The organism is Williamsia muralis, from assembly GCF_051487485.1.
In the GTDB taxonomy this organism is placed as follows: Bacteria; Actinomycetota; Actinomycetes; order Mycobacteriales; family Mycobacteriaceae; genus Williamsia; species Williamsia muralis_B.
This window is the reverse complement of the sequence record NZ_JAHVCV010000014.1, coordinates 46,029-69,752: the sequence shown is the minus strand read 5'-3', so window position 1 is coordinate 69,752 and position 23,724 is coordinate 46,029. Positions and strand designations below refer to the sequence as shown.

Genomic DNA, 23,724 nt, shown 5'->3' with positions numbered 1-23,724 from the left:
GCTGGACCCGACCGGCAGAGGTCAGGCACGATGGATCACACGGTGGAAGCCCGCTCTGAACGCTTTCGCGATCACCTTCGCGGACCGTTGGCCCGGATCAGAAACCTACTAATGGAAAACGGCCGAAACACCGTTAACGGGATAGTCCCGTCAATGACGACGAAAATGGTTGTGCTGCAAAGTATGACATCGGCAACGGAGAATCTTGCGCCATAGAACTTCGACCATTCAGTGGTAGTTGCCGAACGCGGCACCGAGTAAGGGTGCCAGCTGCCCTCGGTGCGGCAGGCGCTGTCGGAGTCAACCTCTGTAAGCGTTCGGTGTGATCAGGCGGTGGGCGACGTCGACGAGTTTGGTGTTGTCTTCCTGTGACAGCCTGCTCAGCAGGGCAAAGGCGTCGCTGGCGGTGATCTTGTAACGCTCCATGAGCATGCCTTTGGCCTGGCCGATGATGTCGCGGCTACCGAGTGCGGTGCGCATGTGTTCGCAACGGTGTACCGCATTCCACACGATCGAGGCGTGGGCAGCGAGGATGTGTCCGAGGTCGCGGGTCTGGTGGTCGAAGGTGTCGGGTGTGTCGGCATACAACTGCATGGTGCCTACCGAGCTGCGGGTGGTGAACAGCTCGAATGCTGCGATGGAGCGAATTGGTGTCCGATGTAGTGCATCTGCCCGGAAACCAGGCTATCGTTGCTCATCGTTCAGGTCGCTGATGTAGTAGCTGTGCGGCCCGGCGGCTGCGTCGAAACAAGGACCTTGCTGGTGTTGTTGCTGCAGGCTGTCAAGCAGTCGGGGGTTGTGGTGGGTGGCTGCCACCGTTGTCACGTGGTGTGTCCGGTCGATGACGGTGACAGCGGCGTAGTTCACTCCCCCTACGTGATTGATCGCGCCGCCGATGAGTTCGTCGAGTGCGCCTGCTGCAGTGGCCGGCAGACGTCGGCTCATACCCTGTGTCAAGTCAGCAACTTGCTTGTAAAACTCAAAAGCGTTGGGTTCCACCGCAACACGCCCGTCACTCAGAGGCCAAGACGCGGACGGTGCATCAAATCACTGTACCCGTTCGGTGCTTTCGGGGCCTGCCACACAATGCCGCCTCCGCGGCCACCGAGGTTCTCGTGGGCCTGGGCTGGCAGGGCCGCACCGGCTCATGGAGGCTGGGTTCGGGCGGCACCCATGGCTCAGTCCTCGACCACGGATGCCTGAGCCGGCACCGCTGCTTGTCTCCCGACCTGTTTGGCCGCCTACCCACCGAACTAGGCCAAACGTGTCATCTGCTATCGGAGCGCCGTCTAGCCTATCGCCCACGCCCGGAGCGAAGGACCGGCTACAGTTGGTCATATCGTGCACCCGCTCGATGGTCAGCGAAAGGGCCGAGATGAGCGGCTACAGCATCGACGCGTACAAACAGATCGCCGACCTGGTCAAGACGATGAGTGAACGCATCAACGAGTACTCCGGCAGTGCGGTCGACGAACTTGTCCGCCATGCTGTCGAGCACATCGCATGTGTGGACTATGCCGGGATCACGGTCGTGGCCCGACGCCAAGAGGTCATCACCCCGGTCGCCTCGCACGAGGTGCCGCGTACGTTGGATGCCATTCAGCACCGCCACCATGAAGGCCCGTGCCTTGATGCGGCGCTCAATCAGGACACCTACTACCTGGCCAATCTCAGCGCCGATGAGCGGTGGCCGATCTTCCGGCGCGAAGCGTCGGCGCAGACATCAGTGCAGTCCATCGTGTCCTACCAGCTGTTCACCACCCGCGATGCCGTGGGTGCGCTGAACTTGTACTCGGAACGAGCTGATGCGTTCGACGAAGCATCCCGCGATCTTGGCTATGTTTTCGCCGCCCATGCCGCAGTGCTCTGGAACGCGATGCGCCGCGGTGAACAGTTCCGGAGCGCGCTGGCTAGCCGTGACACAATCGGCCAGGCCAAAGGCATGTTGATGGAGCGCTACAACATCGGCCCCCATCAAGCGTTCGAGTTGCTGCGCAAACTGTCCCAGGACGCCAACATCCGTCTCGCCGACATCGCCCACAGCCTCGTGGAGGCCGATCACCCCCACGACACCTGACCGCGTCCGAGGGCCCGATTCACCCACTGGCTCAGAGGGAGCGACCGGAGGAGGGGTACTTGTCGAGGTGCTGCTAGTGGGACAGGACCACGGCGCGCTGAGCATGTGTGCCTACAGTCCGAACGCGTTCGATACGGCCGATACGGCAACATCTGAAGCGCCATCTCACGTGATCTCACCGGGCAGACAAAAGAACATGCTGATCGAGCGCTACACCATCAGCTACACCGCCGCGAACAGGACGCTGACCGCAAACCTGTTGTGCACCAAAAGATAACGGGCGTAGCTATCGATTGCGTCCGTATTGGCCGTCGAGGACTGTGTGTGCGGCGTCAACCAGGGTGATGTTGCGGTTGTCGGCGATCAGCCGTAGGTAGGCGGTGGCCAAAATAGCGTCGAAACCCTCGCGTTGCATGATCATGCCGGTGGCCTGGCCGATGACCTCACGGCCGGCCAGGTGGTTGTTGAATTGCTCGCTTCGATGTAATCCGGTCCACACGATCGCGGCATGGGAGGCGAAAATGAACCCTAGGTCACGGGCAGGCTGGTCGAGGGCGCCGCGGCGGTCGGCGTACAGGTTCAAGGCGCCGACCCTGTCGCGGGTGGTGAACAACTGGTACGAGCTGATTGCCTGCACAGGGGTGCGGGCGAGGGCGTCGCGCCGAAACAGTGGCCACCGGCTGTCTACGGTGAGGTCGTCGACAAAGAAAGTCTGATGCTCGAGAGCAGCATCGAAACACGGGCCCTGGCGGTGCTGTTGCTGCAACGCATCAAGGGTGCGGGGATGATCGTGAGTAGCCGCGGGCGTGGTCACGTCATGGCCGCGGCGAGAAACCACCGTGATACCGGCGTAGTCCACACCAGGAATGTGGCGGACCGCGCTGTGCACCACATCAGCGAGTGCTTCATCAGAATGATCAAAGTGCCGCTGCTGCGGCGTTCCCATCAAATGCGCGATCCGCGCGTAGAAATCACTGTCGTTGTCGGCGCCCATTCGAGCCCACTTCCCGCATCACCACCGAGCGGTATGCGCGACTTGGCTCCCAGCCTACGCGCACCGACTGCGGCACACAACGACGGCGAAACCACCCCGAGTTTCGTCACTGGTGACGAAACTGATTGAGCCACAACGGGTTACGCCGATAATCTATGTTATGTCAAGTAAACTTGACGACGCCCAGGTCGGGCCGCCCAACCTGGGCCATTTTGGCTTTGCTAACTAATCCCGCAGCGACATCTGCGATGCCATACAGTCAGTTGCACGACTGTTGCATCCTGCCAGCGGAAGGCTCGAGAAGTGGGCACTGAACACAGCGACGTCTACAAGCAGATCGCAGCGCTTGCGCGGCAGATGAATGAACGGTTGCCAGACACCTCGGTGCGCGCGTTCGATGAGCTTCTCACTAACGCCGTCAAGCATATTCCGGGAGCTCAGTACGCAGGCATCACCATCGTGGCCCGCCGCGAGGAGATCGCTACACCGGCCGCGACCCATGAGCATGCCCGTACGATCGACTCGATCCAGGAGAAACTTCGCCAGGGCCCGTGTTTCGCTGCGGCAACCGAGCACGACAGCTACTTCATCAGCGACCTTCAGACCGAGACGCGGTGGCCCGACTTTCGTGCTGAGGCGTTGGCGCAAACCAAAATTCGGTCGATCGCCTCGTTCGAGCTGTTCACTACCCGTGACACGGTCGGCGCATTGAATCTGTACTCCGACAACGCGAATGCTTTCGATCAGGATGCCCGGGATCTCGGTTACATCTTCGCCGCGCATGCCGCGATCGTGTGGGCCGCGGTGCGGCGTGGTGAGCAGTTCCGCAGTGCTTTGGCCAGCCGCGACATCATCGGCCAAGCCAAGGGCATGATCATGGAACGCTTCAGCGTCAACGCCATCGAGGCTTTCGACATGCTGCGCACGTTGTCCCAGAACGAGAACATCCGCCTCGCCGAGGTCGCCCGCCAGATCGTCGAAGCAGATCACCCACCCAACGAGCGGCTTCAATAATCCCAGGGCGGCCGCGCAGGTTAACTGTTGATCTGCTCCGACCAGCCGACCAACTCGGCTGACCACAGAGGACGAAAACACCCGCCCGCAGGTCAAGCAACGGCACGAACCGAATCAAGAAGATTACCGCGCGGTCCGGACCCACGACCAGCCCGACTCACTCCGACAGTCGTGTGGGAACAGCCATAGCGACAGGCGACGACGCCGTGAACTCAACGGTGAGGGCGCCGCCCTCCTGGGTGTTGCGGGAATCGTACGCACCCTGGTGGATGGGCATTGGTGATCTTGTGCCCGATCGCTTCGTCTATCGGTTTCCTAGTGCGCGAGATGTGTGCAGTGCATTTACGCAACCCTCGCAGCCAGTTATCTCGACGGTCATTTCGTCACAGCTTTCGCGCGCCCCGCCGCCCGCCTACGATGACGCCCTCCACGCCGGGCACCGTCGAGGATCTGCTGTCTTTGGGGAACAGACGAATCGAGATGGCGCCGTCAGATGGAGGGTCGTTCGCCGGATATTGCTCGGAAGGCGTGCGACTGATTTCTCTGATTGTTAGGAACTCTCCAGAATCTAGCTCGCTGAACGCGCTCACGATGTGCTGGCCAATGTCCCGGCGCCGCGTGCCCGACCCCGTTGTGCGCTGAGGTGATGACTTGGATGCCGCCACTGCCCGGTCCCGATCTGGTCGGAGCTCCCGCTCATTGTCCGAGAGCTCGCGCGCCGGAGCCGCATCGGGGCGCGGCCACATCCGCGTGGCCACGTCGGCCAGAACACGCGACCTCTGCGCGATCGCGTCGGAACCCCATACTGCTGGCAGCGATCTGTTCATTGTCAGCGCCGAGTGCTTCAGCAAGTTTTCACGCTTGATCGACCACGGGCCGTTGGAGACGCTCGCATTGAGCTTTTGCGTGATGAGCGTCAGATTCCCGATCGTGTGCACCAGTTCGTCGCGGCGCTCCTCCTCCGCCCCACCGTCACCTGGGTCGACAGGCCAATTCTCATGCCACGCCTGGGGCAAGAGGTGCTCTACTGAGAGCTTCTTGCTGGGCGGCACTGGCTCTGTCCTGTCGGTGGTCATCTCGTTCTCAATTGCGAGCAATAGTCGTTGCAGGCGATCCCGCTTCAACAGCCGGTACAGTTGCAAACGCGTCATGTCATCGACGACCTGAGCGTCGGTCGGCCACACTCCCGAGTCGGATCGCTGGCCGACCAGGAATCGCTCCACGACTACGTCCGCCTCCTCCGTCGCTGATTCCAGCCGACGGGTCAGCTCCAAGAACAATCGGTTGTAGTTCTTGGGTGTGAGCCGGCAGATCGCGCGGCGGACGAGGTACGCTTCCAACAGCGCCAGTGCCCGCTTCCGCTCCGCTCCATCGGAGTTCGCGAACAGCCACAGTAAGACCGGCATGATCGTCGTGGTGTCGACGATCTCAAGCCGATCGAGGGACACCTTCTCTGCCTTCGACGCGATCGTGCGATCGTCGATTCCTGCGTAGACGGCGGCGTAGCGCGACATCTCCTTGAGGAAGATTGCGGCCATTTCCTTGTCGCCGTCAAAGTAGCCTCGTGCCTGCGGGAAAAGTTGGTGGGACTGTACTTCTCGCTGTAGCAGAACAGTCAGGAAGTAGCCGACGAACACGTCGAGCCGCGGCCGCGTGAGTCGACCCACCCGCACTTCGGTCTGCCACTGCTCGCTCTCCAGCGGCTCCCAGTACGTCCGATACAGCGTCTCAATGCCGTCGTCACCGGCGGCGCCATCCTGAAGGGTGCGGAAAAGGGCGTTCTTGATAAGGTCCGATGCCCTGAGCGCGGTTCCACGTGCGTTGAGCGTCTCGAAGATGACCTGTGCGTTATCTTCAACGTCGAGGTCGATGACGACGAGCTCAAGGTGCTCGAGCGCTACCTCGGACAGACCGTCGAGCGCGTCCTCGACCTCTTGTTCCGATCCGCACGCGGACACCAGATCCTCCAACTGCCCCCGAAAGTACAGGTAGGCCCGCGGGATCTGTGCGTAGCTGGGGTCCGATGTCTTGTCCCGGTACTCACCGCGCATGACGCCGACGAACGGAGCGCGATCACGGTTCGTCGGGTAGAGCTTGAACTCCTCTTCCGACCGTTCGATCAGATCGGTGTCGTTCTCCAACGTCTTCCGGAGGTGATTGAACAACCGGGTCTTGATGTTCTCCGCCAGGTACGTGTCCCGCAGCGCTGCGATGAACAGTTGCAGCGTCGTCAGCCGCTGCTGGCCGTCGATAACTTCACGGACTTCGAGGCTGCCCAGCGCACCGCGCTTCTGCTCCAGGACAATGGCACCCAGGAAATGAGGTGGGGTGTCCACGTCGGTGCGGCGGTCGAACGCTGCCAGGATGTCCTCCCACAGGGGAGCCCACTGATCCTCCTCGTCCCACACATACGGCCGCTGGAACAACGGGACAACGAGCCGCAAGTCGCTGCGGAACACCGACTTCAATCTACGGGGGTGAGCCTCCATTGCTGCCGTTCACACTCCTGTTCGCGTTCGGAAAGCAACTCACTACTACCACCTATTCGTCTCACACCAGACGCGTTGAGTTCACACATTCACAACGCCACTCGTTGTGCGTCAGACGTAACGGCGTCGGGCGTGAGCCCCTGCAGTACCCTCTGCTGTCTGCTGATGGGTCTGGAACTGGGAAGGTATAGTGCCACACCGTGTTCCGGCGATAAGATTGCATTATGTCTGCTAGCAGATCCCGAGCCTCACAGGTGGCTTATCCAATCTGCGCGCCATGCCTTCGGCGAGCGGCCGCACGTTAACCGTTTACAGCACCTGATCTACGAACGGCGTCCCGGAGCTGTCGAAGGGATTTGCCAGTCGGCTCATGAATCCACCACGCCCACCCATCGATTTGAGTGCCGACGCAGTCTGCGAGGGCAGGAGAAGGTGACTCGTACTGACCGTGCTCGGTGGTAATCCATCCGGCCGCTTCGACGGTCGCAGTAAACGTCCGATGCTTTCGTGGTTGATGATGCTTCAGGGTGTCACCCACACTTATCAGACCAGCCTCCACGAGCGCGTATAGCTTGCCGGGGCGCCGTGCGCCACCACTCGACTCACCGCCGTGCCCTCTTGCCGGCAGAAGTAGACGGCGAAGCACATTGTTCGGACGCTCAAAACCCTGAGCGTGGCGCTCAAGCTCGGAGTACACGTCATCATCAATTTCAATTCGATGGGTGATCATCGTTATCTCCCAACAGTTAAATCTGCCAATCTGGCAGACTTAAGATTAGAGCAATCGTCGACAACACGCCACGGTCTGCGTGCTGCCCCGGCCAGCAATGATGCTGCGAGAACCTGAGCTGCCGCGATTGCGCATCTGATGCCTACCCATGCTGATCCGTGAGCTCCATCTACTGACGTGCCCGTGAGTTCGGGGTCCTGCGGCATGTTTGCAGCTGTGGGGCGCTAAGTACGTGCTCGCGGCCTGGTGGATGGTGGGCGTACGGAGTACGCCGCTGAGCCCTTCGCAGGTGGCCGACACGATCACGGCCCGGTTCGGCGCAGCAGTCTGACGATTGTGCCGAAGGGTTTGCCTGGATGGCGCCGCGCCGGGGCTCTGATGTCAGGGCGGTGGGGAGAGTTGATCCGTGGGCCATAGTCTTAAGCGGTGGCGAAGAAGGCAACGGAGAACCTGTCAGCCAAAAAATCGGCCGACAAGGGACCTCTCGACGACGGGTTAGAAGAGGTCAACGCGGAGGCTGGACTGCACCTGCATTGGCAGGGTAGGCGCTCGTACAGGGCGGCGGTGCCGACACCTCGAGTGCTTGAGATCGATCCCGTGCTGTCATTTGGCGATCAGGACGCTGGCAATCTGCTCATCGAGGGCGACAACCTTCAAGTCATGGTCTCTCTGCAGTCGCAGTACGCCGATTCTGTAGACGTTGTATACATCGACCCGCCTTACAACCGCGGCGGCCAGGATTTTCGTTACTCCGATGCGCGTTACCGCGACCCCGATGCGGACGGGTCGGACTCCTACTACGTCAGCAACGAAGATGGCGGACGTCATACCAAATGGCTGAATTACATGGCCCCGCGAATGGTCGCGATTCGCAGACTAATGGCCGATCATGGCGTCATATTCGTGTCCATCTCCGACATCGAGCTCGGCAGGTTACTCATGCTGTTGGACGAGGTGTTCGATGAACGCAATCGGATTGCGGTCATCACCTGGCGCGGTTCGCCGGACAACAATCCCTCCCGTGTCGCGATTGAGCACGAATACGTCGTGGTCTACGCCAAGAACATCAAAAAGGTGCCGAAGGTCTGGGCTACGCCCGCCGACGAGATCCGCGATGCCATGATGGAGCAGTTCGCCAAGCTAAAGCGTCGGCACAAGGATCACGACGAGCTGCGCGCGGCGTGGGGCGCGTTCGTGCGTACTAACAAGGAGTCTGTCGGGCGACTTAGCCGCTACACCGACGTCGACCCGGTCGGCGGGCCGTTTCAGGTGGCCTACCGCGTCCATAACCCTAACCCTGGTGGCTACAGGTATGGGGTGTCCGAGGCTGGCGTTGTTAGCGTGCGCAGCCGTAAATCCTATGCGACGCCCCTCAATGGATACCGTTTCAAGCCTGAGACTATGTCGCGGTTGATAGAAGACGGTCTAATCGTGTTCCCGAAGAGTCGTGACCAGATTGTGCAGATGAAGGACTTTCTGAATAGCTATAAGGGTGGGCTCCGTAGCGTAATCGACCTCGACGCAAGGTCCGGTGCCTACCGGCTGAAGCAATTGTTTGGCGAAGACTTTGACGGGTTTAAAAACCCGAAACCCGTCCAGCTGATCGAAATGCTTGTCGGGGCCGCCGGCAACCGCGACTCCGTGGTTTTCGACCCCTTCGCTGGCAGTGGCACAACCGGGGACGCGGTGCTGGCGCTGAACCAGCGCGACAAGGGGCACCGCCGGTTCATTCTCATCGAAGAAGGCAACGGCCAAGACAAGTACGCACAAGTGCTGACCGCGCCTCGGCTGGCGCGGGCGATCGAAATCGACAACCTCGACTCCGGCTATACCTTCATGCGCACCGGGCGTGAGCTTGATCGCGAAGCGATTCTGGGCCTCGAGCGCGAAAAAATCGTGCACGTCATCTGCCAGACCGATCGGACCGGCGCTGGCGCGGGCATCCGTCGTGTCACCGGTGGCCACTGGATTATCGGGGCGAACGCGCGAGGCGAGGGTCTGGCGCTCGTCTGGAACGGCACCACGAAGAGTCGGGTCACCACAACGATTATCAACGAGGCTTTGAAGGAGGCAGCCGCTATGACCCCGCCGCTCAAGACCCCCCTACGTATCTACGGAACGACCTGTGCGGTATCTGAGACCCGATCGTTTCGGTTCTGCCAGATTCCTGACGAGATACTTGCCGCGTTGGCATCCGACCGCACCGACGACGGCCTCGACCACGAGCTGCTGCCGTGAGCGGTTTTGAACTGCTGCCCTTTCAGGAGCAGGCCGCGGCCCAACTCTCTGAGGCGGCCGACGAATGGATCAGCGCCTACGCGGAGGGCGGCGTTCGTAAGATTGGCTTGACTACGATCCCGTTCATCGGGCACCTCAAGGCGGTCACCGGCGCTGGAAAAACCCCCATTTTGGCCAAGACCGTTGGACAACTGGGTGGCGCGGTGGTGCTTTGGACATCCGTATCGGCCGCCGTGGTCGAGCAGACGTACCGCAACTTGCGCGGCCGCTATCGTTCGCTCCTGCCTGCCGGAACTCAAATAGTTCGAGAACGGCCTAGTAAGTCCGAGTGGGGGGAGCTACTCGAAACGCACACCGGGCTGACGATCTGGGTGACCACCGTCGGGTCATGGAACGAAGCGGACGCGGCTAGTGACGGCGGCGTAGAAACAGCACGTCTCAACATGCATCGGCCGCAACCGGACTGGGGCGGCGACAAATCGCCTTGGGCGCAGCTATCGTCCGCCCTTGCGCGACCGATCTGGGTAGTTTATGACGAGAGTCACAACCAGACGCCCGCGCAACTCGACCAGCTAATCGGCCTTAAGCCCGTTGGCTTCTTACTTGCATCCGCCACCCCGCCAAGCAGCGACAGGTTCGACCAGTTCGCCATTACGACCGATGACGACCCGGTCATGAAACCCATCGCAGCCAAAGGACGAGTGGCGGTGGCAACAAAGGACGTTGTCGACGCCCAGCTACTCAAGCACACCATCGAAGTCGACAACCTCGACTCCGACCCCGCCGTGCTGCTCGATGTAGCTCTAGCTCAGGTGCGTAATCTCGCCCGCCGCGCCAAGAAAGAGGGCAGCAGCGTCAACCCGAAGGCGCTCTACGTTGTCGAGAAGTCCAACCCCACCAAGACCGAGATCATCGCTCGCCCGGTCGCGATCTGGGAGCACCTCGTAAATGCCAAAGTGCCAGCGGACGAGATCGCGATCTACACGCAAACCAAGATTGTTCCGGAAGATGCGGAACGCATGGCTTCGCTGACCGACCTCGAGCCGCGCCACCGCCACATCATCTGCAATCGTGCGCTACAAGAAGGCTGGGACGACCCCGAGGCCTACGTCGAATACTTTGATGACGAATCCAACTCCTACGTCCGGATCGCACAGATCATCGGCCGTGCACTGCGGCAGCCCGGAGCACAGCACTTCGACGACGAAGCGCTGAACACCGCCTATCTCTATGTCCGGGTGCCCAATCAGGCCTTCGAGAAGATCATCAGCGGGTTGAAGCGAGAGCTCAGCCTGTACGCCCTTGACGAGTCCGATCCCTACGGTTCCTCGGCCATCCGGGTCCGAACCAAGAAGGACCCCCTTCCTGAAGTGCCGGTCAAGACGAAGGCCCGCAAGATCGCCACGCTGCCCAACTATCAGTTGGGAGAGGCCGAGCTTGATGACGAAGTCAAGAAGATTCGCGCCATGGCAAAGCAGCTGTGGGACGACAATGACCTTATTGCTGAGGGACTACGCACCACCAAACGCATCTCATTACGTAGCGGTGACGACGACACGCGCTACAAGGCCATCGCCGCGGCCACTCGCCGGCCCAATGGAGAATATCTGCGACGCCGCATCCAGTCGGCCAACCGACACTGCGCTCACCTGCTTGAACCGAGTATCTTCACCGGGCCAGCCTTCGAGCAGCGCGCATCGACCGGGTCCACCGCGCAGAAAGTCTTGGCAGAGCGTGCCGCCGCTCTGATCGACAACTTCGAACGGTCCGTACAACTCGTCACCGTTTCGATCATCGGTGAGGAGGCATGGTCGCTGCCCGCACACCAGCCGTCTACGTCGGAGCTGATCACGTACAAGAACGCGGCGCACCCGCGCTACGGTGCAACGTCCTTTAACACCGATGAGCGCGAGTTTGCAGACGCTCTCGATAGCCTCAACATCGGCACATGGGCTCGCAACCCATCCCGGGGCTCGGGTTACGGAGTGCAGCTGCCTATCAAGGTCGGCAAATCCAATACCTTCTATCCTGACTTCCTCTGGTGGGTTGGCGACACCTGTTACGCCGTCGACCCGACCGGCGCTCATATCCTGGAAGAGAAGGTGCGCGGCAAGCTCCTCAACCTGGACCTACCTAAGATCGTGCTCATCACCCGTGGCCGGGTGGCTCAGGACTTCTCCTCAGTAGAGAGCAGCGACGACGGGTGGACAGTCGTTAGGGCAGGCACTGCGCAGAACCCAAAGCCCGTCCACTACCCGGACCTACGCGCAGCCCTACGCAAACTAGCCAAGGACGCAGGGGTCAGTTCGTAGCGCAACTAGGCTGCCCGTCAATCGAATGGCCGCACGAACGTCGAGCTGAGCGCGACAACCACGTCAAATCTAGAGCTACCGCGACACCGGGCCCTACCGCGACCTAGCGCAGCTCCCGCACAACCACCACCCAGCGTCCTCACGACCGGGCCCCTCCCCTTCGGCCGGCCACTACACTCCCCGTGGTGGTCGGCCTTTTGTTTGCCCGCTGCGCGGTCACCTACTCCGATACGCCTGCGGCGCACTGTGACACCGGCCTATCGGCCGGAAGAGCCCTTTTGCCCTTCTGGCCGTCCGATCATGACCGGCGTCGTCCGCCGCACAAGACCTGGCTCCGCTGCGCTCCGGCCTGCCGGCTCGGAAACTTTTTCAACCCGCACTCGCTGCGCTCCCTGAAAAACTTTCCGCCCACATCTTGTGCTCTGTCCTCCTGAGCCGGTCTTTATCTCCCTTGCCAGAAGGGCAAAAAAGTTGGCGGACACGACAACCCAAGGAGGCACGCCATGTTCTATGACCCGTTCGTTGCGATGGAGCACGTCTACAACCAAACGAAAATGCCGGGAGATCCGGCCTACACCGATCTCGACGACGACACCAAGTTCGTCCTGTTCGACCTCGCGGTTAGCAGCCCCGAGGCGCATGTAGCCGCCGCCACCGTCCTCGACCCCACCCACTTCGCACAGTAAAAGGAGCACCCCATGACCATCGACACCTACACCGAACTCGACGCCCTGACCGTCGCCGCCCCGAACCTGGCAGCGGTCCGCATGATGGCCGGTTTACGCGGAATCAGCTTCCACGAGGCCATGATTGCCCAGGCCGAAGAGTGGGCCACCGCGCTGGATGAGGCCATTGAACGGGAAACCGCCGAGGCCGCGATGTACATCCGGCGGGGCGAGTCGACCACCCACCCGAACCAGCGCGCCGCGTGGCACATCGAAGCCACCAAACATTTGGACGAAGCCGCCCGACTGTCGAATGTCCGCGTGATCGCCGCCTGCATGCTCGCCGACGCCGACACCAACCCCGTCGACCACACCCCCACAAACCCCAGGTAGCGAAACCGCTTCTGGCCCATAAAGAAAAGCAGCCGGGCCGACTGTAACTCGGCCCGGTTGCTTCTCACCCACAATAGGAGAAAACACCATGGGAAACAACACCGCCACCATCACCCCCGACGCCGAGACCACTGCTGTCGAGACCATCACCGCCGCTACCGGGGAGCTGCTGCACATCGACCCGGCCGAGCTGGTCCTGGATGACAACGTGCGCACCGATCCGGTGCTGGGCAAAGACTTCATCGCCTCGATCGCTACCGGTGTCCGGTTGCCGCTGTACGCCGTCCGTGACGCCGATGGCACCGTGAAGGTCCGAGACGGCCAACGCCGGATGCTCGCCGCCCGTGAGGCCGGTCTGACATCGATCCCGGTCTATGTGGTCGCGGCCGATCAGGCCGAGAGCGACGACACCGAGCGGACCCGCCGCCGCATCATCGACCAGGTCATCGCCAACGAAGCCCGCGCCGACCTCAAAGCATCGGAGAAGGCCGCAGCGGTCGAGCAACTGTCCTTGACCGCTTGTCGGCCACCAAGATCGCCAAATCGCTGCACACCAACAAAAAGACGGTCGATGCAGCGCTGGCCACCGCAGCCTCCCAGACCGCCCGCAGCGCGGTCGATGCCGCGAACCTCACCCTGGACCAGGGCATGATCTTCGCCGAGTACGACGACGATCCCGAGGCCGTGGCCGAGCTGGTCGCCGCCGCTGCCGAGGGCCGGTTCGACCACAAAGCCGCTGAGCTCAAGGAGACCGCACCGGCACGCGCCGCGATCAGGCCGCGCGCGATGAACTGACCGCCCAGGGCTTTATCGCCACCACCGACCGGAGCGACGTTGTCAGCGGCTACCGCCGCCTCGATCAGCTCGTCGACGCTGAAGGCAGCAAAGCCACCGTGGCCGATCTTGACCCCGATCACCTGCTCGCGCTCTTGTCGGCGCGGTGGCGGACCGAGTACACCAGCGCCGAAGGAGTCGCACTCGACCGCGACGACATCGACTGGGACCTCGACGGTGAAGAAGACGCCGACCTCAAGCCTGAAGAGGGCTACCACGACCCGCGCACAGTGACCCGGACCGAGAGCTGCACGGCTGAGGTGGTGTGGTTTCACCGCTGCTACGAAGAGGCCGGATTACTGACCGTGTGGGAGTGGGACCAGCAGAACCGGTCAAGCAAAAAGAGCACCCCGAAAGATCGGCCGCTGACCGAGGCCGAGCAGGCCCACAAAGACGCCGAGACCCGCGAACGACGCAAGGTCAAGACGCTCAACAAGTTGGGTGTGGCGGCGCAGACGGTGCGCCGGGACAAGCTGACCGAGGCCTTCGGCCGTAAAACCCTGCCCAAGGGTAAGGCCGCTGTGGTCGCGGCGTTCCTGGCAACCACGATGTGGCACGACGCCGATATGTACAACGTCACCCGCCAGGACGCCAACGCCAAGGAGATCGCAGCCGACCTGCTCGGCGGCGATCCCATCGAAGCGCTCGACGGAGCCACCGGTGAACGCGCCCAGCTGATCGCCTTGGCGATCACGTGCGCCGCGCACGAGGCGAACCTGCCCAAGGACGCCTGGCGCGGTGGCCACGAATACCTGCGCAGCATCGGCGAAGGACGCACCCGCTACCTGACATTCCTCACCGAAGCGTTTGGATACGTGCTGTCCGACGTGGAAAAGGTCGTCACCGGCGACATGAACGCCGACGACATCAACATCAGCTAAACAGGTTTGGGGGCGGGGCAGGTGAGACAACCTACCCCGCCCCAGCCTGCGTTGGCGCGATTGACCACCGCCCGACCCGAGACCATCCACCACTTGACCCCCGTAACGGTACGCGTTACACTAAAGGGGTGATCCAGTCCTTCCACGACTCTCGAACCGAGAAGGTGTGGCGGCGGGAAGTGGTCAAGAAGTTCGACCCGGACCTGCAACAGCGCGCCTACCGCAAACTCCTGGCCTTGCACGCCGCCGACCGGGTGTCAGATTTGCGGATCCCGCCGGGGAACCGACTCGAAGCGCTCAAAGGCGACCGGGCCGGGCAACACAGCATCCGCATCAACCAGCAGTGGCGAATCTGTTTTACCTGGACTGCACACGGACCCGCCGACGTTGAAATAGTCGACTACCACTAACCCACATCCCCTACCGCACCAAGAACAAATCCCCGACCAAAGGTTCCCACCATGACCACCACAGCCCATCCCCCGATCCATCCCGGTGTCGTCCTGTTCGAGGACTACATGGAGCCCATGGGCCTGTCGCAGCGCCGACTGGCCGATCTGATGAACGTCCCGCCACGGCGTATCAACGAAATCATCCACGGCAAGCGGGCCATCACCCCCGACACCTCGCTCCGCCTGGGCAAAATGTTCGGCATCAGCGACACCTTCTGGCTCAACATGCAAACCCACTACGACCTCGAAGTCGCCAAAGAAACCACCGACCTGTCCACCGTCAAAGTCCTCGAAGACGCTTAACCCCGACCCGCTACAACGTCCTGGCGGACATCAACTAAAGGCAGTCGGAGCGGGGTAGGGTGAGACAACCTGCCCCGCTTCGTCCCGCGAGCGCCGCTGAGATGGGCAATGTCAGTTCGTCCTGCTAGCGTGCTCACCGAGAGCCTGGCCAACCGGACCATTCCCCCGGTCCTGGGACCACTCCCCCCGGTCCCGACACCATCTCCCCTGGTTGTGTCGTTGGCCAGGCTTCTCATCCCCCCACCCCCTCAGCCCGTGTCGGACCTGGCGGTCCGAGCTTCGCTGCTGTGGTCACCACGGGGGCGCGCGCCTTCTCATGGTGGCTGGCCGGGGACCCCGACCTGTCAACCCACGCCCCGGCGGTGTCGCCCGTTCTCCGCTGCGCTGCGCCCGTGCGCTCCAACCACTTTCACACCCGCACTCGCTGCGCTCGCGTGAAAGTGGCTTCCGGCCGCCGGGACTCTTCGGGGTTGACAGCCCACCCCGCCCAGCCCGATTGCGAGGCGTCAGCGCCACCTACCGAAAGGGCCAATCATGAACGTCTACACCACCATCGACGGAGTTCAGTACGGACCACTGACCGTCACCAACGCCGAGCTGGTCCACCGAGTCGGACTCGTCGACGTAGAGATGGCAGACGGGTCGATACCGACCGCCCAGGCCTACCTGAGCCCCACCAAGACCCAGACTGTCGAGTTGTTCCCCCGCACGATCGGCTACTGGCGCCTCGAGGTAGCCCCCTAAAGCGCCGGCAGGCTGCGGTCCACCCCCGCCCGGGGGTGGGCCTTTTTGGTGCGTTCTCGACACCGATGTGGCGCCCGGTCACATACAGATCCGGAGGAATTCGGTGGCTCCTGGTCGTAGCTGAAAACTTCTCTTCTGTCCTGTGGCCTCGAAGACAGCGGACGTCTCCGACACCCGCGTCATGACGCCCGTCTGATGGGGATCAGACCATCCCGGAGGCGCACTGCCGGAGACTATTTCGGTGGGGGCCGCTTCCCAGTACTGCCCGGCGAACTTGGCATCGCCCGCCCCGCAATGGGTGTACAGGTTGTAGCGATAGGCAGTGCCGATCTTCACCGCCTCAGGTGCCGGCTCCCACGGAGCGTCGCACCCCGTCACACAGGCCGTGGTCTCAGGTGCTGGCTGCGACGGTGCGCCGCACCCAGCGACGCAGACGACCACCAGCGCGGCCATCCACAGCCTGCGTGCCCCCGGATGAATCGTCATGACCTGACAGTAGGTCAGCGACCTTCTCGATGATCGAGATCCTGCTTTCGGTGATGCGGTGGCCATGCCCGCTGCGCGGTCACCTGAGCGGAAGCGCCTGCGGCGCACAGCGCCCGGCCTGACGGCCTTTCTCCTCGTTTTGTCCCTTCTGGCCGTCCGAGTGTGACCGGCGTCGTCCGCCACACAAGACCGCGGCTGCGGCCCTGCGGGCTCGGAAACTTTTCACACCCGTACTCCGCTTCGCTCCGCGTGAAAACTTTCCGCCCGCGGTCTTGTGTTCTGTCCTCCTATGCCGGTCCACCTCTCCCTTGCCAGAAGGGCAAAACAGTGGGCGGACACCAGGTCTGCCGCACCGAGGCCGGAGGGTCACCATGCCGAAGTTCACCACGAAAGAGACTGCCGCCGAGCTGCGTAAGCACCTGCGCGCCACCTGGCCCACCGTGAAGTTCTCCGTCCGTTGTGGACGCGGCACCGCCAGCGCATGGCTGCGGGTCGCCTGGGTCGACGGACCGGCCTACACCCAAGCCCAAAGCGAGTGGGTTCAGTTCCAAAGCGCCCAATTCAACGGGATGACCGACAGCTACGACCAGCTCGACGACCGCCTGGTGTGCACGGACCCGGCCGAGCTGCCCGAGGTGCGTTCGTACTCGTGCGACGGGATCAACGGCGAACGCGCATTCACCGACGATGCAGTGCGTACCACCGTGCGCCAGCTCATGGACGAAAACACCTGGATCTCAGCCGCATTCGCTGTTGAAGGTATCGACCCCGAGGCCCTGACCTACAACACCCTGCACCGCTCAGCGTCCATGCTCACCCTCGACGCCGACCGCTGGCTGTCGTACCTGGGTGAACCGCTGCCCCGCTCCCCCTACGACATGGGAACCGCGATCACCAGCGCCCTGTCGGCTACCGACTTCACTACCGCCACACCGGCACTGCACACCCGCAAACCCTCTGGCCGGGTGGCTGCCCGACCCCTCACACGGGCAGCCACCCACACCTCAATATCCACTCCACAGGAAAGAGTTACGCCGCTATGACGATCACCATTCGCCACACCCACACAGACGGAACCCTTGTCGAGGGCACCAGCAAAGGCGACGGCACGAACACGATTCTGAAAGCCAACGGGTTTCGCTGGTTCCGCACGCTGGGACTGTGGGGCATCGCCGGAAGCCGCGACCGCCAGCCCAACGACTACAAGATCAACCGGGCCGCCCACGCCTTGCGGGAGGCAGGCCACACCGTGACCGTGGAGATCGACCGCACCCACCGGCCAGCGGCCGAGGCCGAGGCCGACCGCCTGACCCGCCAAGACGACCGCGCCGCAGCCCTCGCCGCGAAAGCCGCACGCAAGAAGAGCGACGCCGAGACGGCGTGGGCGAGGGAACGCGCCGCCACCGACGCCCTGCCCCCAGGTGGGGAGCCAATCAAGATCGGCCATCACTCCGAACGCCGGCACCGGGGCGCGATCGACAAAGCGTGGAAGACACTCGGTCAGGCCGTGGAGGCCGAGAACACCGCCAAGGCTGTCGAGCAGCGCGCAGCGGCGGCCGCCGCGACCACCGATCACCGATATAACCCGGTCACCGTGGCCAACCGCATCGACACACTCGAGGCCGAACAGCGCGCCGATCAAAGAGCGCTCGACGGGCACCGCCGGACCCTGTTCACCGACGCCGCCGGCGAGAAGCGCGACGAGGTCACCACGGCAGCGTCCGGCCCATACCGCGACCGGCTCACCGCCCGCATGGCCCAACGCGCCGAGGACATCGCCTACTGGACACAGGTCCGCCAGCAGCAGATCGCCAGCGGCGAGACCACCAACTACACCCGCGACACCATCCGTGTCGGGGACCTGGTGCGCGGCCGGTACGACGATTGGTATCGAGTCCGCCGGGTCAACCCCAAATCGGTGACCGTGGAATATCCCGCCTACGGCGGCGGCACCCTCACCCACACCATCAAATACGCCCACCTCACCGGCCATCGCACCACCACTGCGGACCAGAACGCGACCGGCGCAGGCGAGGCGGACAAGGCCGGCTAAACGGTGTGGCCGCGCAGCGTGACGGTATGTCCGCTGCGCGGCCACCCGCGTAGTCGGGCCTTCGGCCCGAGCTTCGCCCTTGTGGTCACCAAGGGGCGCGCGTCTTCTCATTCTCTCAGTCCGGGGGCCCGACCGGTCAACCCACGCACCGGCGCTTCCGCCCGTTCTCCGCTGCGCTACGCCCGTGCGCTCCAACCACTTTCACACCGCACTCGCTGCGCTCGCGTGAAAGTGGCTTCCGGCCGCCGCTGCTCTTCGGGGTTGACCGCCCACCCCGCACTGAGCGACTGCGAAGCCGACAGCGTCGCCCACAACGAGGAGAACCCACCATGACCATCACCACTGCCTACGCCAGCACCGACGGAACGATCATCATCCGAGAAGGCATCACCACCCACACGATCCGCCAAGACGGAACCAGCCAACTCGAAACCGACTGGCACCTGCCCGACGGCACACCGTCAAACCCATTCGCCGACAACAGCTAACGGCGGCCGCCAGGCCCCACCCGCAAGGGTGGGGCCACCAACGGCGCGTCGGCTACAGGATGTTGATCGGCGCGTTCAAGTGCCACGGCGAACCGCTGTCGGCACTGCACACCGCTTCATTGACCATGAACAATTCCGACAGCTGCGGATTCGATTTAGCGAAACCAATGCAATGATTCGCATCACGGAACGGCCCGTATTCGTAATACGTTGCATTGTCCCACCAATACCGAGTCTTTTGCACCACGTTAATGGTGTCAGCACCGGCGGCCGGCACCCCCGCCAACGACACAGCAACAGCGGCCACAATTCCGCCGAGACCCACACCAATTCTTTTTGCAAATGTCACAATGAACCCCCTTTATATGCGGACATTCACGCTCAGGTTTGAGCAGAATGGACAGAAAGGGTCAGCACGCAGGGGGCGCGCACAACACGCACCACAAAACCACTCGCGCACACATGCATGCGAGCGAGTTCTGACAAGGTGTCCGACGCCAATCCGACGTCTCACCCTAACCCATACGTGCGGTGTGTGCTGCGTGTTTGTCTCACCTGGCCGGTCATCCCCTGATGCGCCGATTCTGACTGGATCGGGCTGGCCCCGCGTCAAGCAGCTCCGTCGACAAAGACCCACGCGCTACCCGCCGCTGGCGCGCCGATCCGCTTATATCGCGGCCCTTTCTCTCCTGCACAACTTGACTCGAATCCACCCCGACAGGGCGGCGCTAATATCAGGAAATGCCCAAAAATGAATGACCGAAAGAATGCACACCAATTCACGGAAAGTGTTGCGAATCAACGCAATAGGAAATAGAATAGACGTATCAACGCAACCAGTCGCACGTAACTAATCGAGAGGCCAAAACAATGACTGAGCACACCATCACCGTGTACACCAAGCCCGCATGCGTGCAGTGCAACGCCACCTATAAAGCCCTCGCCAAGAACGGCCTGGACTACACCGTCGTCGACATCACCACCAACGACCAGGCCCGCGACTACGTGATGGGACTGGGCTACCTGCAAGCACCCGTCGTGGTGGCCGGCGATGACCACTGGTCCGGCTTCCGGCCCGACCGCATCAAAGCACTCGCTGCTCACGTGGCGGCATGAAGAGAAGGGGAAGCAAATGGGCGCTGACACTGCCGAGTTCGCACAGGAGAGGGATGAGACCGAGGAGCGGCGCAAGCAGTACATCGCGTCCACCCGTGTCGAGTTGGCGACGGCCCTACGCGCGGCGGAAGAACACCTCGACCACGCTGAGCGGTTGACCGTGTTGCTGGGTGAGGGCCACCTGTACGACATCGAGTACACCAACGACATTGGCAGCGAAGATGCAGAGCGATTCATCGACGACGCGGCGCGCAAAATCCGAGCCGCCTACCGCATCATCACTTCCCTTCCCTGAGCAGTCTTTTCGATTGGAGACCGACACCATGACCGCAGCGACCAGCTACGCCGACCGAGCACAGCACTACCGGCAACAAGCCGAGGCCCGGCGCGGCGCCGGCGACCTCGAGGACACCGCCCGTCTCGAGGAGCTGGCGCAGCGCGCCGAGCAGGCACACCAGCTGCGGCCATGGTCCGCCGCGCACGAAGCGTTGCGTTACGACGACCAGGACTGCTGCCGCGAATGCCACGAGCACCTCAGTGATCCGCACGGGCCGGGGTGTGTGTACGCGGACTTGTCTTATGCCACCGACTGACCCAGGCCGAACGCCCACGAGCGACGGAAACGAGGACCCGATGACCATCACAGCAAGCGACATGGCCACCGATATCGAGTCGGCCGGCGCGCTCACCCCAGACGACGAAGCCCTCACCGTCGATCAGTTCCCCAGCCACCTGGGCCCGGACGTCAGCACCGAGGACGCCATCACCACCAGCGTCGAGGCCGCGTTCCTGACTGCACTGATGTGGGCACCGAATGACCTTGCCCAGCAGGTCCGTCAGATCATGACCGGACCCGACCGGTGGAATCCGTTCTGGAGCCCGGCACACACCGAGATCTTCGACGCGGTGAGCAGTGTCCTGGACGAGGGCGGACCGGCCACCCCGGTCCTGGTCCAAGCTCGGCTGTTCGAGACGGGCCGCCTGGCCCGCGTCGAGCAGCACTTGTTCGCGATCCTGTCCCCCGCTCAGGGACCGCTGATCGGTGGTGTGGAGCTGCCGCACCTGGCCGCCAAAGTGATCGATCAGTGGTACCGCCGCGGCTACGCCGGCCTGCTGGCCCGCATGTCCCAGATCCGCGAGACCGTCAGCGTCGAGGAGCTCGCCGGCCATTGGGAAAGCCTCACCGGCCACCAGCAGCGGGCCGAAGAACTGTGGTTGACCAAACGCGACCAGCTCGCCCGCCTGCACCAGGGCACCGCATGAGCACCGACTACGTGAGCGGGGGTCCGGTGTTGCGGGCCGAGGATCTGCACAAGATGGCCTGGCACATGCACTACGACGAAGGCATGAGCTGGGAACAAATCGCCGACGAGCTCGAAGAACCCCACGCCGCCGTGCAGCGCATGGCCGCCGCCTACGAACGGCTCACCGACACTGCCGCCGCCCAGGCCCAACACACCCTGTTCTGACCCGAAAGGACCTCTCGATGAGCTACTACCACGTTCCCGACCACACCCACATCGCTGATGTGTCCCTGCAGCGCAGCGACCGCGGCTACGCCGTGACAGCCGCCTTCGTCACCCTGCCCGAACGCGCCATCGACGAGCCCTACACCGACACCCGCACCTGGCACGTCGAATCATCAAACCTGTGGCGCGATCTGGGGTCGGCAGGATGGGCAATGGACCACTACGACCGACTCGTCGACGGCCACCGCATCCACGCTGAACCCAGCGTCGGCAGCACCTTGGCATTGCCCGAGATCTCGCCGTGGCCGCGAACCGGGCACAGGCCTGCGCCTCGGACTCTGAACGCCAGGCCTACAACGACGTCGTCGAGCTCCGTACCCAGCTGCGCGAGTACACCCACCCCCACACCGCGCACCCCGACCCCGCCTTGCAACTGGCCGGCAACCAGCACCTGACCGAGCAACAGCACCTGGGCGCCGATCAGCGCCCTGCCCCGCAGCACTACGAGCAACACCCCGAACCAGTGCACTACAACCAGCTCCCCGACACCCCACACCGCGACAACGGCCCCGAACACCCCGGCCACCACCGCGGCATCGAACGCTGACACAGACCACCACCAGAACAAGCGAGGGAGAAATACGATGACCGTCATGACACAGGAACCCGAATGGGCAGTGCGCTACCCCGACCTGTTCGCCGAGCTGACGATCGAGCAAAAGTGGTCCGTGCACAACACGATCGCCAACAACGAGATGGAAGGGTGGGAACCCACCCGCGACAACGTCGCTGACCTGATCGCCCTCACACGCGGCGACATCACCCTCGAGGAGTACGTGCGTCGCGGCCGCGCCGGCCTGGCCGCCAAACGCCCATCGTCCTAAACAACCGACACGCGGGGGGAACGTCGAGTCGATGGACTGGGACGACTACTACTGGCCAGGAACCACAGTGCTGGCCAACAAACTTGGCCACCACAACCAACACGACCTCTCCGGCGAGGAATACATCTGGACCGCCGCCCGAGAAGAACTGGTCCGCAACGGCACCGCCCAAATTCAGCGCACGTTCGACGCCGAACACCTGCGAGCGCTGCACGGCTACCTGTTCCAAGACGTGTACGAGTGGGCCGGGCAGTACCGCGAAGTGAACATGAGCAAAGACGGCAAACCGTTCGCGCACCGCCACGACATCGACCACTACCTTGCCGCGGCCGCCACCACCGCCGCCGAAACCTCGTGGGCGACAGTGGACCGCGGCGAGTTCGCCGACCAATCAGCGGTCATCTACACCCTGATCAATCACGCCCACCCGTTCCGTGAAGGCAACGGCCGCGCCGCGAAACTGTTCATGGCCCAGATCGCCGAACAATCCGCCTACGACTACAACTTCACAGCCATCGACCCCTACGTGTGGAACATGCGCTCCGGGATGAGCCGCCCCGAGGCCGGGCGACTTCACCACCCGGCCCGCCGCCCTGACCCCGGTGCTCGAGTTCATCACCATCGAACGGCCCACCCCCACACCCGCCGCCGAAACCACCAGCCCTGCGCACGAGCACCAGCACCAGCACGAGCTGAGCTACGACCAACGCCCCGAACCCATCGCCTACCAACAACATCCCGAGCCGGTCCACTACAACCAGCTCCCCGACACCCCACACCACTACCGCGACAACGGCCCCGAACGTCCCGGACACCACCACGGCATCGAACGCTAACCACCGGAGCACGCACGCCAGGCCGCGAAGGAAGGAGATCCCAGGTGGACACCGAACCCAGCTACGCCGTCCGCTACCCCGACCTATTCGCCGGCCTGACCATCGAGCAGAAATGGAACGTGCACAACAACATTGCCAGCCACGTCCTCGACGGCTGGACACCAGGCCGCGCCGACATCGCTGACCTGACCGCGCTGGAACGCGGCGACATCGACGGCGACGAATACGTGCGGCGTGCGGACGCCCGATTGCCGCACGCCTGAACG

Annotated in this window: 30 protein-coding genes; 22 read left to right on the top strand and 8 right to left on the bottom strand. The window is 62.9% G+C overall.

Annotation, left to right across the window (positions count from 1 at the left end):
* Positions 1-300 precede the first annotated feature (300 nt).
* Both KXR83_RS25615 and KXR83_RS25610 read right to left on the bottom strand, forming a co-directional pair.
* Positions 301-594 carry an ANTAR domain-containing protein gene (locus tag KXR83_RS25615; RefSeq protein WP_051406494.1) on the bottom strand — a complete coding sequence of 98 codons (294 nt, stop codon included), beginning with the start codon at positions 592-594 and terminating at the stop codon, positions 301-303.
* Between the two features lie 90 nt (positions 595-684).
* Positions 685-945 carry a hypothetical protein gene (locus tag KXR83_RS25610; RefSeq protein ID WP_051406493.1) on the bottom strand — a complete coding sequence of 87 codons (261 nt, stop codon included), beginning with the start codon at positions 943-945 and terminating at the stop codon, positions 685-687.
* Positions 946-1,354: 409 nt separating this feature from the next.
* Between KXR83_RS25610 and KXR83_RS25605 the strand changes: the two genes are divergently transcribed.
* The gene (locus KXR83_RS25605) at positions 1,355-2,077 is read left to right on the top strand and encodes a GAF and ANTAR domain-containing protein (RefSeq protein WP_023957706.1); all 723 of its coding nucleotides are present in this window, start codon (positions 1,355-1,357) and stop codon (positions 2,075-2,077) included.
* 286 nt (positions 2,078-2,363) lie between these two features.
* On the opposite strand, the gene KXR83_RS25600 is transcribed toward KXR83_RS25605, so the two are convergent.
* Positions 2,364-3,071 carry a GAF and ANTAR domain-containing protein gene (locus KXR83_RS25600; protein WP_023957704.1) on the bottom strand — a complete coding sequence of 236 codons (708 nt, stop codon included), beginning with the start codon at positions 3,069-3,071 and terminating at the stop codon, positions 2,364-2,366.
* 303 nt (positions 3,072-3,374) lie between these two features.
* Here KXR83_RS25600 and KXR83_RS25595 point away from each other — a divergent pair, with 303 nt between their 5' ends.
* Positions 3,375-4,085: a GAF and ANTAR domain-containing protein gene (locus tag KXR83_RS25595; RefSeq protein WP_023957702.1), complete on the top strand. Its 711-nt coding sequence runs from the start codon at positions 3,375-3,377 to the stop codon at positions 4,083-4,085.
* Between the two features lie 383 nt (positions 4,086-4,468).
* On the opposite strand, the gene KXR83_RS25590 is transcribed toward KXR83_RS25595, so the two are convergent.
* Both KXR83_RS25590 and KXR83_RS25585 read right to left on the bottom strand, forming a co-directional pair.
* The gene (locus tag KXR83_RS25590) at positions 4,469-6,574 is read right to left on the bottom strand and encodes a DUF262 domain-containing protein (protein WP_023957698.1); all 2,106 of its coding nucleotides are present in this window, start codon (positions 6,572-6,574) and stop codon (positions 4,469-4,471) included.
* Positions 6,575-6,875: 301 nt separating this feature from the next.
* A complete protein-coding gene (locus tag KXR83_RS25585) occupies positions 6,876-7,304 on the bottom strand; it encodes a hypothetical protein (RefSeq protein WP_161634002.1) in 429 nt (142 codons plus the stop codon).
* Positions 7,305-7,730: 426 nt separating this feature from the next.
* Between KXR83_RS25585 and KXR83_RS25580 the strand changes: the two genes are divergently transcribed.
* The 10 genes from KXR83_RS25580 to KXR83_RS25535 all read left to right on the top strand — a co-directional run bounded on the left by KXR83_RS25580 (position 7,731) and on the right by KXR83_RS25535 (position 16,126).
* Positions 7,731-9,542: a site-specific DNA-methyltransferase gene (locus KXR83_RS25580; protein WP_023957696.1), complete on the top strand. Its 1,812-nt coding sequence runs from the start codon at positions 7,731-7,733 to the stop codon at positions 9,540-9,542.
* Positions 9,539-11,854 carry a DEAD/DEAH box helicase gene (locus KXR83_RS25575; protein ID WP_023957694.1) on the top strand — a complete coding sequence of 772 codons (2,316 nt, stop codon included), beginning with the start codon at positions 9,539-9,541 and terminating at the stop codon, positions 11,852-11,854. Before KXR83_RS25580 ends, KXR83_RS25575 begins: the two co-directional genes overlap by 4 nt.
* A gap of 503 nt (positions 11,855-12,357) precedes the next feature.
* On the top strand, positions 12,358-12,540 hold the full coding sequence (locus KXR83_RS25570; RefSeq protein ID WP_023957692.1) for a hypothetical protein: 183 nt from the start codon (positions 12,358-12,360) through the stop codon (positions 12,538-12,540).
* Positions 12,541-12,552: 12 nt separating this feature from the next.
* The gene (locus KXR83_RS25565; protein WP_023957690.1) at positions 12,553-12,912 is read left to right on the top strand and encodes a hypothetical protein; all 360 of its coding nucleotides are present in this window, start codon (positions 12,553-12,555) and stop codon (positions 12,910-12,912) included.
* Positions 12,913-13,000: 88 nt separating this feature from the next.
* Positions 13,001-13,564, top strand: a complete 564-nt coding sequence (locus KXR83_RS25560; RefSeq protein WP_051406492.1) for a ParB/RepB/Spo0J family partition protein — start codon at positions 13,001-13,003, stop codon at positions 13,562-13,564.
* Complete coding sequence (locus KXR83_RS25555; RefSeq protein WP_161634001.1) at positions 13,561-13,707, top strand: hypothetical protein; 147 nt, start codon at positions 13,561-13,563, stop codon at positions 13,705-13,707. Before KXR83_RS25560 ends, KXR83_RS25555 begins: the two co-directional genes overlap by 4 nt.
* Before the next feature lie 98 nt (positions 13,708-13,805).
* Positions 13,806-14,627: a hypothetical protein gene (locus KXR83_RS25550; protein WP_031332139.1), complete on the top strand. Its 822-nt coding sequence runs from the start codon at positions 13,806-13,808 to the stop codon at positions 14,625-14,627.
* Between the two features lie 128 nt (positions 14,628-14,755).
* Complete coding sequence (locus tag KXR83_RS25545) at positions 14,756-15,037, top strand: type II toxin-antitoxin system RelE/ParE family toxin (protein ID WP_023957688.1); 282 nt, start codon at positions 14,756-14,758, stop codon at positions 15,035-15,037.
* 51 nt (positions 15,038-15,088) lie between these two features.
* Positions 15,089-15,382: a HigA family addiction module antitoxin gene (locus KXR83_RS25540; RefSeq protein WP_023957686.1), complete on the top strand. Its 294-nt coding sequence runs from the start codon at positions 15,089-15,091 to the stop codon at positions 15,380-15,382.
* Between the two features lie 534 nt (positions 15,383-15,916).
* On the top strand, positions 15,917-16,126 hold the full coding sequence (locus tag KXR83_RS25535; protein WP_023961477.1) for a hypothetical protein: 210 nt from the start codon (positions 15,917-15,919) through the stop codon (positions 16,124-16,126).
* 78 nt (positions 16,127-16,204) lie between these two features.
* Here KXR83_RS25535 and KXR83_RS25530 read toward each other — a convergent pair whose 3' ends face one another.
* On the bottom strand, positions 16,205-16,612 hold the full coding sequence (locus KXR83_RS25530) for a hypothetical protein (RefSeq protein ID WP_023961479.1): 408 nt from the start codon (positions 16,610-16,612) through the stop codon (positions 16,205-16,207).
* Between the two features lie 371 nt (positions 16,613-16,983).
* On the opposite strand from KXR83_RS25530, the gene KXR83_RS25525 reads away from it, so the two are divergent.
* The 3 genes from KXR83_RS25525 (at position 16,984) to KXR83_RS25515 (ending at position 19,153) form a co-directional block, all read left to right on the top strand.
* Complete coding sequence (locus tag KXR83_RS25525; protein WP_023961481.1) at positions 16,984-17,655, top strand: LPD29 domain-containing protein; 672 nt, start codon at positions 16,984-16,986, stop codon at positions 17,653-17,655.
* A complete protein-coding gene (locus tag KXR83_RS25520; RefSeq protein WP_437427127.1) occupies positions 17,652-18,665 on the top strand; it encodes a DUF3560 domain-containing protein in 1,014 nt (337 codons plus the stop codon). Before KXR83_RS25525 ends, KXR83_RS25520 begins: the two co-directional genes overlap by 4 nt.
* 329 nt (positions 18,666-18,994) lie before the next feature.
* Entirely contained in the window at positions 18,995-19,153 is a 159-nt protein-coding gene (locus tag KXR83_RS25515) for a hypothetical protein (RefSeq protein WP_023961483.1), read from the top strand.
* Positions 19,154-19,205: 52 nt separating this feature from the next.
* Here the strand turns inward: KXR83_RS25515 and KXR83_RS25510 are convergent, their stop codons facing one another.
* A complete protein-coding gene (locus tag KXR83_RS25510) occupies positions 19,206-19,502 on the bottom strand; it encodes a hypothetical protein (protein WP_152538150.1) in 297 nt (98 codons plus the stop codon).
* Between the two features lie 521 nt (positions 19,503-20,023).
* On the opposite strand from KXR83_RS25510, the gene nrdH reads away from it, so the two are divergent.
* From nrdH to KXR83_RS25485, 5 genes are read left to right on the top strand one after another with little or no spacing between them, the layout of a single operon-like run.
* On the top strand, positions 20,024-20,269 hold the full coding sequence (gene nrdH, locus KXR83_RS25505) for a glutaredoxin-like protein NrdH (RefSeq protein ID WP_023961487.1): 246 nt from the start codon (positions 20,024-20,026) through the stop codon (positions 20,267-20,269).
* Between the two features lie 16 nt (positions 20,270-20,285).
* Positions 20,286-20,564, top strand: a complete 279-nt coding sequence (locus tag KXR83_RS25500) for a hypothetical protein (protein ID WP_023961489.1) — start codon at positions 20,286-20,288, stop codon at positions 20,562-20,564.
* Positions 20,565-20,592: 28 nt separating this feature from the next.
* Positions 20,593-20,862, top strand: a complete 270-nt coding sequence (locus KXR83_RS25495) for a hypothetical protein (RefSeq protein ID WP_031333101.1) — start codon at positions 20,593-20,595, stop codon at positions 20,860-20,862.
* A 40-nt stretch (positions 20,863-20,902) separates the two neighbouring features.
* Positions 20,903-21,532 (top strand): DnaB-like helicase N-terminal domain-containing protein, encoded by a 630-nt coding sequence (locus KXR83_RS25490; protein ID WP_023961493.1) that lies wholly within the window; start codon positions 20,903-20,905, stop codon positions 21,530-21,532.
* Positions 21,529-21,738: a hypothetical protein gene (locus tag KXR83_RS25485; protein WP_023961495.1), complete on the top strand. Its 210-nt coding sequence runs from the start codon at positions 21,529-21,531 to the stop codon at positions 21,736-21,738. The genes KXR83_RS25490 and KXR83_RS25485 overlap by 4 nt, the downstream gene beginning before the upstream one ends.
* Before the next feature lie 220 nt (positions 21,739-21,958).
* Here KXR83_RS25485 and KXR83_RS25480 read toward each other — a convergent pair whose 3' ends face one another.
* A complete protein-coding gene (locus tag KXR83_RS25480; protein WP_152538151.1) occupies positions 21,959-22,348 on the bottom strand; it encodes a hypothetical protein in 390 nt (129 codons plus the stop codon).
* A 43-nt stretch (positions 22,349-22,391) separates the two neighbouring features.
* Between KXR83_RS25480 and KXR83_RS25475 the strand changes: the two genes are divergently transcribed.
* Both KXR83_RS25475 and KXR83_RS25470 read left to right on the top strand, forming a co-directional pair.
* Entirely contained in the window at positions 22,392-22,622 is a 231-nt protein-coding gene (locus KXR83_RS25475) for a hypothetical protein (protein ID WP_031333106.1), read from the top strand.
* Positions 22,623-22,653: 31 nt separating this feature from the next.
* The gene (locus tag KXR83_RS25470; RefSeq protein WP_051406667.1) at positions 22,654-23,721 is read left to right on the top strand and encodes a Fic family protein; all 1,068 of its coding nucleotides are present in this window, start codon (positions 22,654-22,656) and stop codon (positions 23,719-23,721) included.
* Positions 23,722-23,724: the final 3 nt, after the last annotated feature.

Excerpts from the sequence above, each read along its gene's own strand:
- KXR83_RS25615 (WP_051406494.1), bottom strand. The coding sequence starts at position 594 with ATGCAGTTGTATGCCGACACACCCGACACCTTCGACCACCAGACCCGC.
- KXR83_RS25610 (WP_051406493.1), bottom strand. The coding sequence starts at position 945 with ATGAGCCGACGTCTGCCGGCCACTGCAGCAGGCGCACTCGACGAACTC.
- KXR83_RS25605 (WP_023957706.1), top strand. The coding sequence starts at position 1,355 with ATGGTCAGCGAAAGGGCCGAGATGAGCGGCTACAGCATCGACGCGTAC.
- KXR83_RS25600 (WP_023957704.1), bottom strand. The coding sequence starts at position 3,071 with ATGGGCGCCGACAACGACAGTGATTTCTACGCGCGGATCGCGCATTTG.
- KXR83_RS25590 (WP_023957698.1), bottom strand. The coding sequence starts at position 6,574 with ATGGAGGCTCACCCCCGTAGATTGAAGTCGGTGTTCCGCAGCGACTTG.
- KXR83_RS25585 (WP_161634002.1), bottom strand. The coding sequence starts at position 7,304 with ATGATCACCCATCGAATTGAAATTGATGATGACGTGTACTCCGAGCTT.
- KXR83_RS25570 (WP_023957692.1), top strand. The coding sequence starts at position 12,358 with ATGTTCTATGACCCGTTCGTTGCGATGGAGCACGTCTACAACCAAACG.
- KXR83_RS25565 (WP_023957690.1), top strand. The coding sequence starts at position 12,553 with ATGACCATCGACACCTACACCGAACTCGACGCCCTGACCGTCGCCGCC.
- KXR83_RS25560 (WP_051406492.1), top strand. The coding sequence starts at position 13,001 with ATGGGAAACAACACCGCCACCATCACCCCCGACGCCGAGACCACTGCT.
- KXR83_RS25555 (WP_161634001.1), top strand. The coding sequence starts at position 13,561 with ATGATCTTCGCCGAGTACGACGACGATCCCGAGGCCGTGGCCGAGCTG.
- KXR83_RS25540 (WP_023957686.1), top strand. The coding sequence starts at position 15,089 with ATGACCACCACAGCCCATCCCCCGATCCATCCCGGTGTCGTCCTGTTC.
- KXR83_RS25535 (WP_023961477.1), top strand. The coding sequence starts at position 15,917 with ATGAACGTCTACACCACCATCGACGGAGTTCAGTACGGACCACTGACC.
- KXR83_RS25530 (WP_023961479.1), bottom strand. The coding sequence starts at position 16,612 with ATGACGATTCATCCGGGGGCACGCAGGCTGTGGATGGCCGCGCTGGTG.
- KXR83_RS25525 (WP_023961481.1), top strand. The coding sequence starts at position 16,984 with ATGCCGAAGTTCACCACGAAAGAGACTGCCGCCGAGCTGCGTAAGCAC.
- KXR83_RS25520 (WP_437427127.1), top strand. The coding sequence starts at position 17,652 with ATGACGATCACCATTCGCCACACCCACACAGACGGAACCCTTGTCGAG.
- KXR83_RS25515 (WP_023961483.1), top strand. The coding sequence starts at position 18,995 with ATGACCATCACCACTGCCTACGCCAGCACCGACGGAACGATCATCATC.
- nrdH (WP_023961487.1), top strand. The coding sequence starts at position 20,024 with ATGACTGAGCACACCATCACCGTGTACACCAAGCCCGCATGCGTGCAG.
- KXR83_RS25500 (WP_023961489.1), top strand. The coding sequence starts at position 20,286 with ATGGGCGCTGACACTGCCGAGTTCGCACAGGAGAGGGATGAGACCGAG.
- KXR83_RS25495 (WP_031333101.1), top strand. The coding sequence starts at position 20,593 with ATGACCGCAGCGACCAGCTACGCCGACCGAGCACAGCACTACCGGCAA.
- KXR83_RS25490 (WP_023961493.1), top strand. The coding sequence starts at position 20,903 with ATGACCATCACAGCAAGCGACATGGCCACCGATATCGAGTCGGCCGGC.
- KXR83_RS25485 (WP_023961495.1), top strand. The coding sequence starts at position 21,529 with ATGAGCACCGACTACGTGAGCGGGGGTCCGGTGTTGCGGGCCGAGGAT.
- KXR83_RS25475 (WP_031333106.1), top strand. The coding sequence starts at position 22,392 with ATGACACAGGAACCCGAATGGGCAGTGCGCTACCCCGACCTGTTCGCC.
- KXR83_RS25470 (WP_051406667.1), top strand. The coding sequence starts at position 22,654 with ATGGACTGGGACGACTACTACTGGCCAGGAACCACAGTGCTGGCCAAC.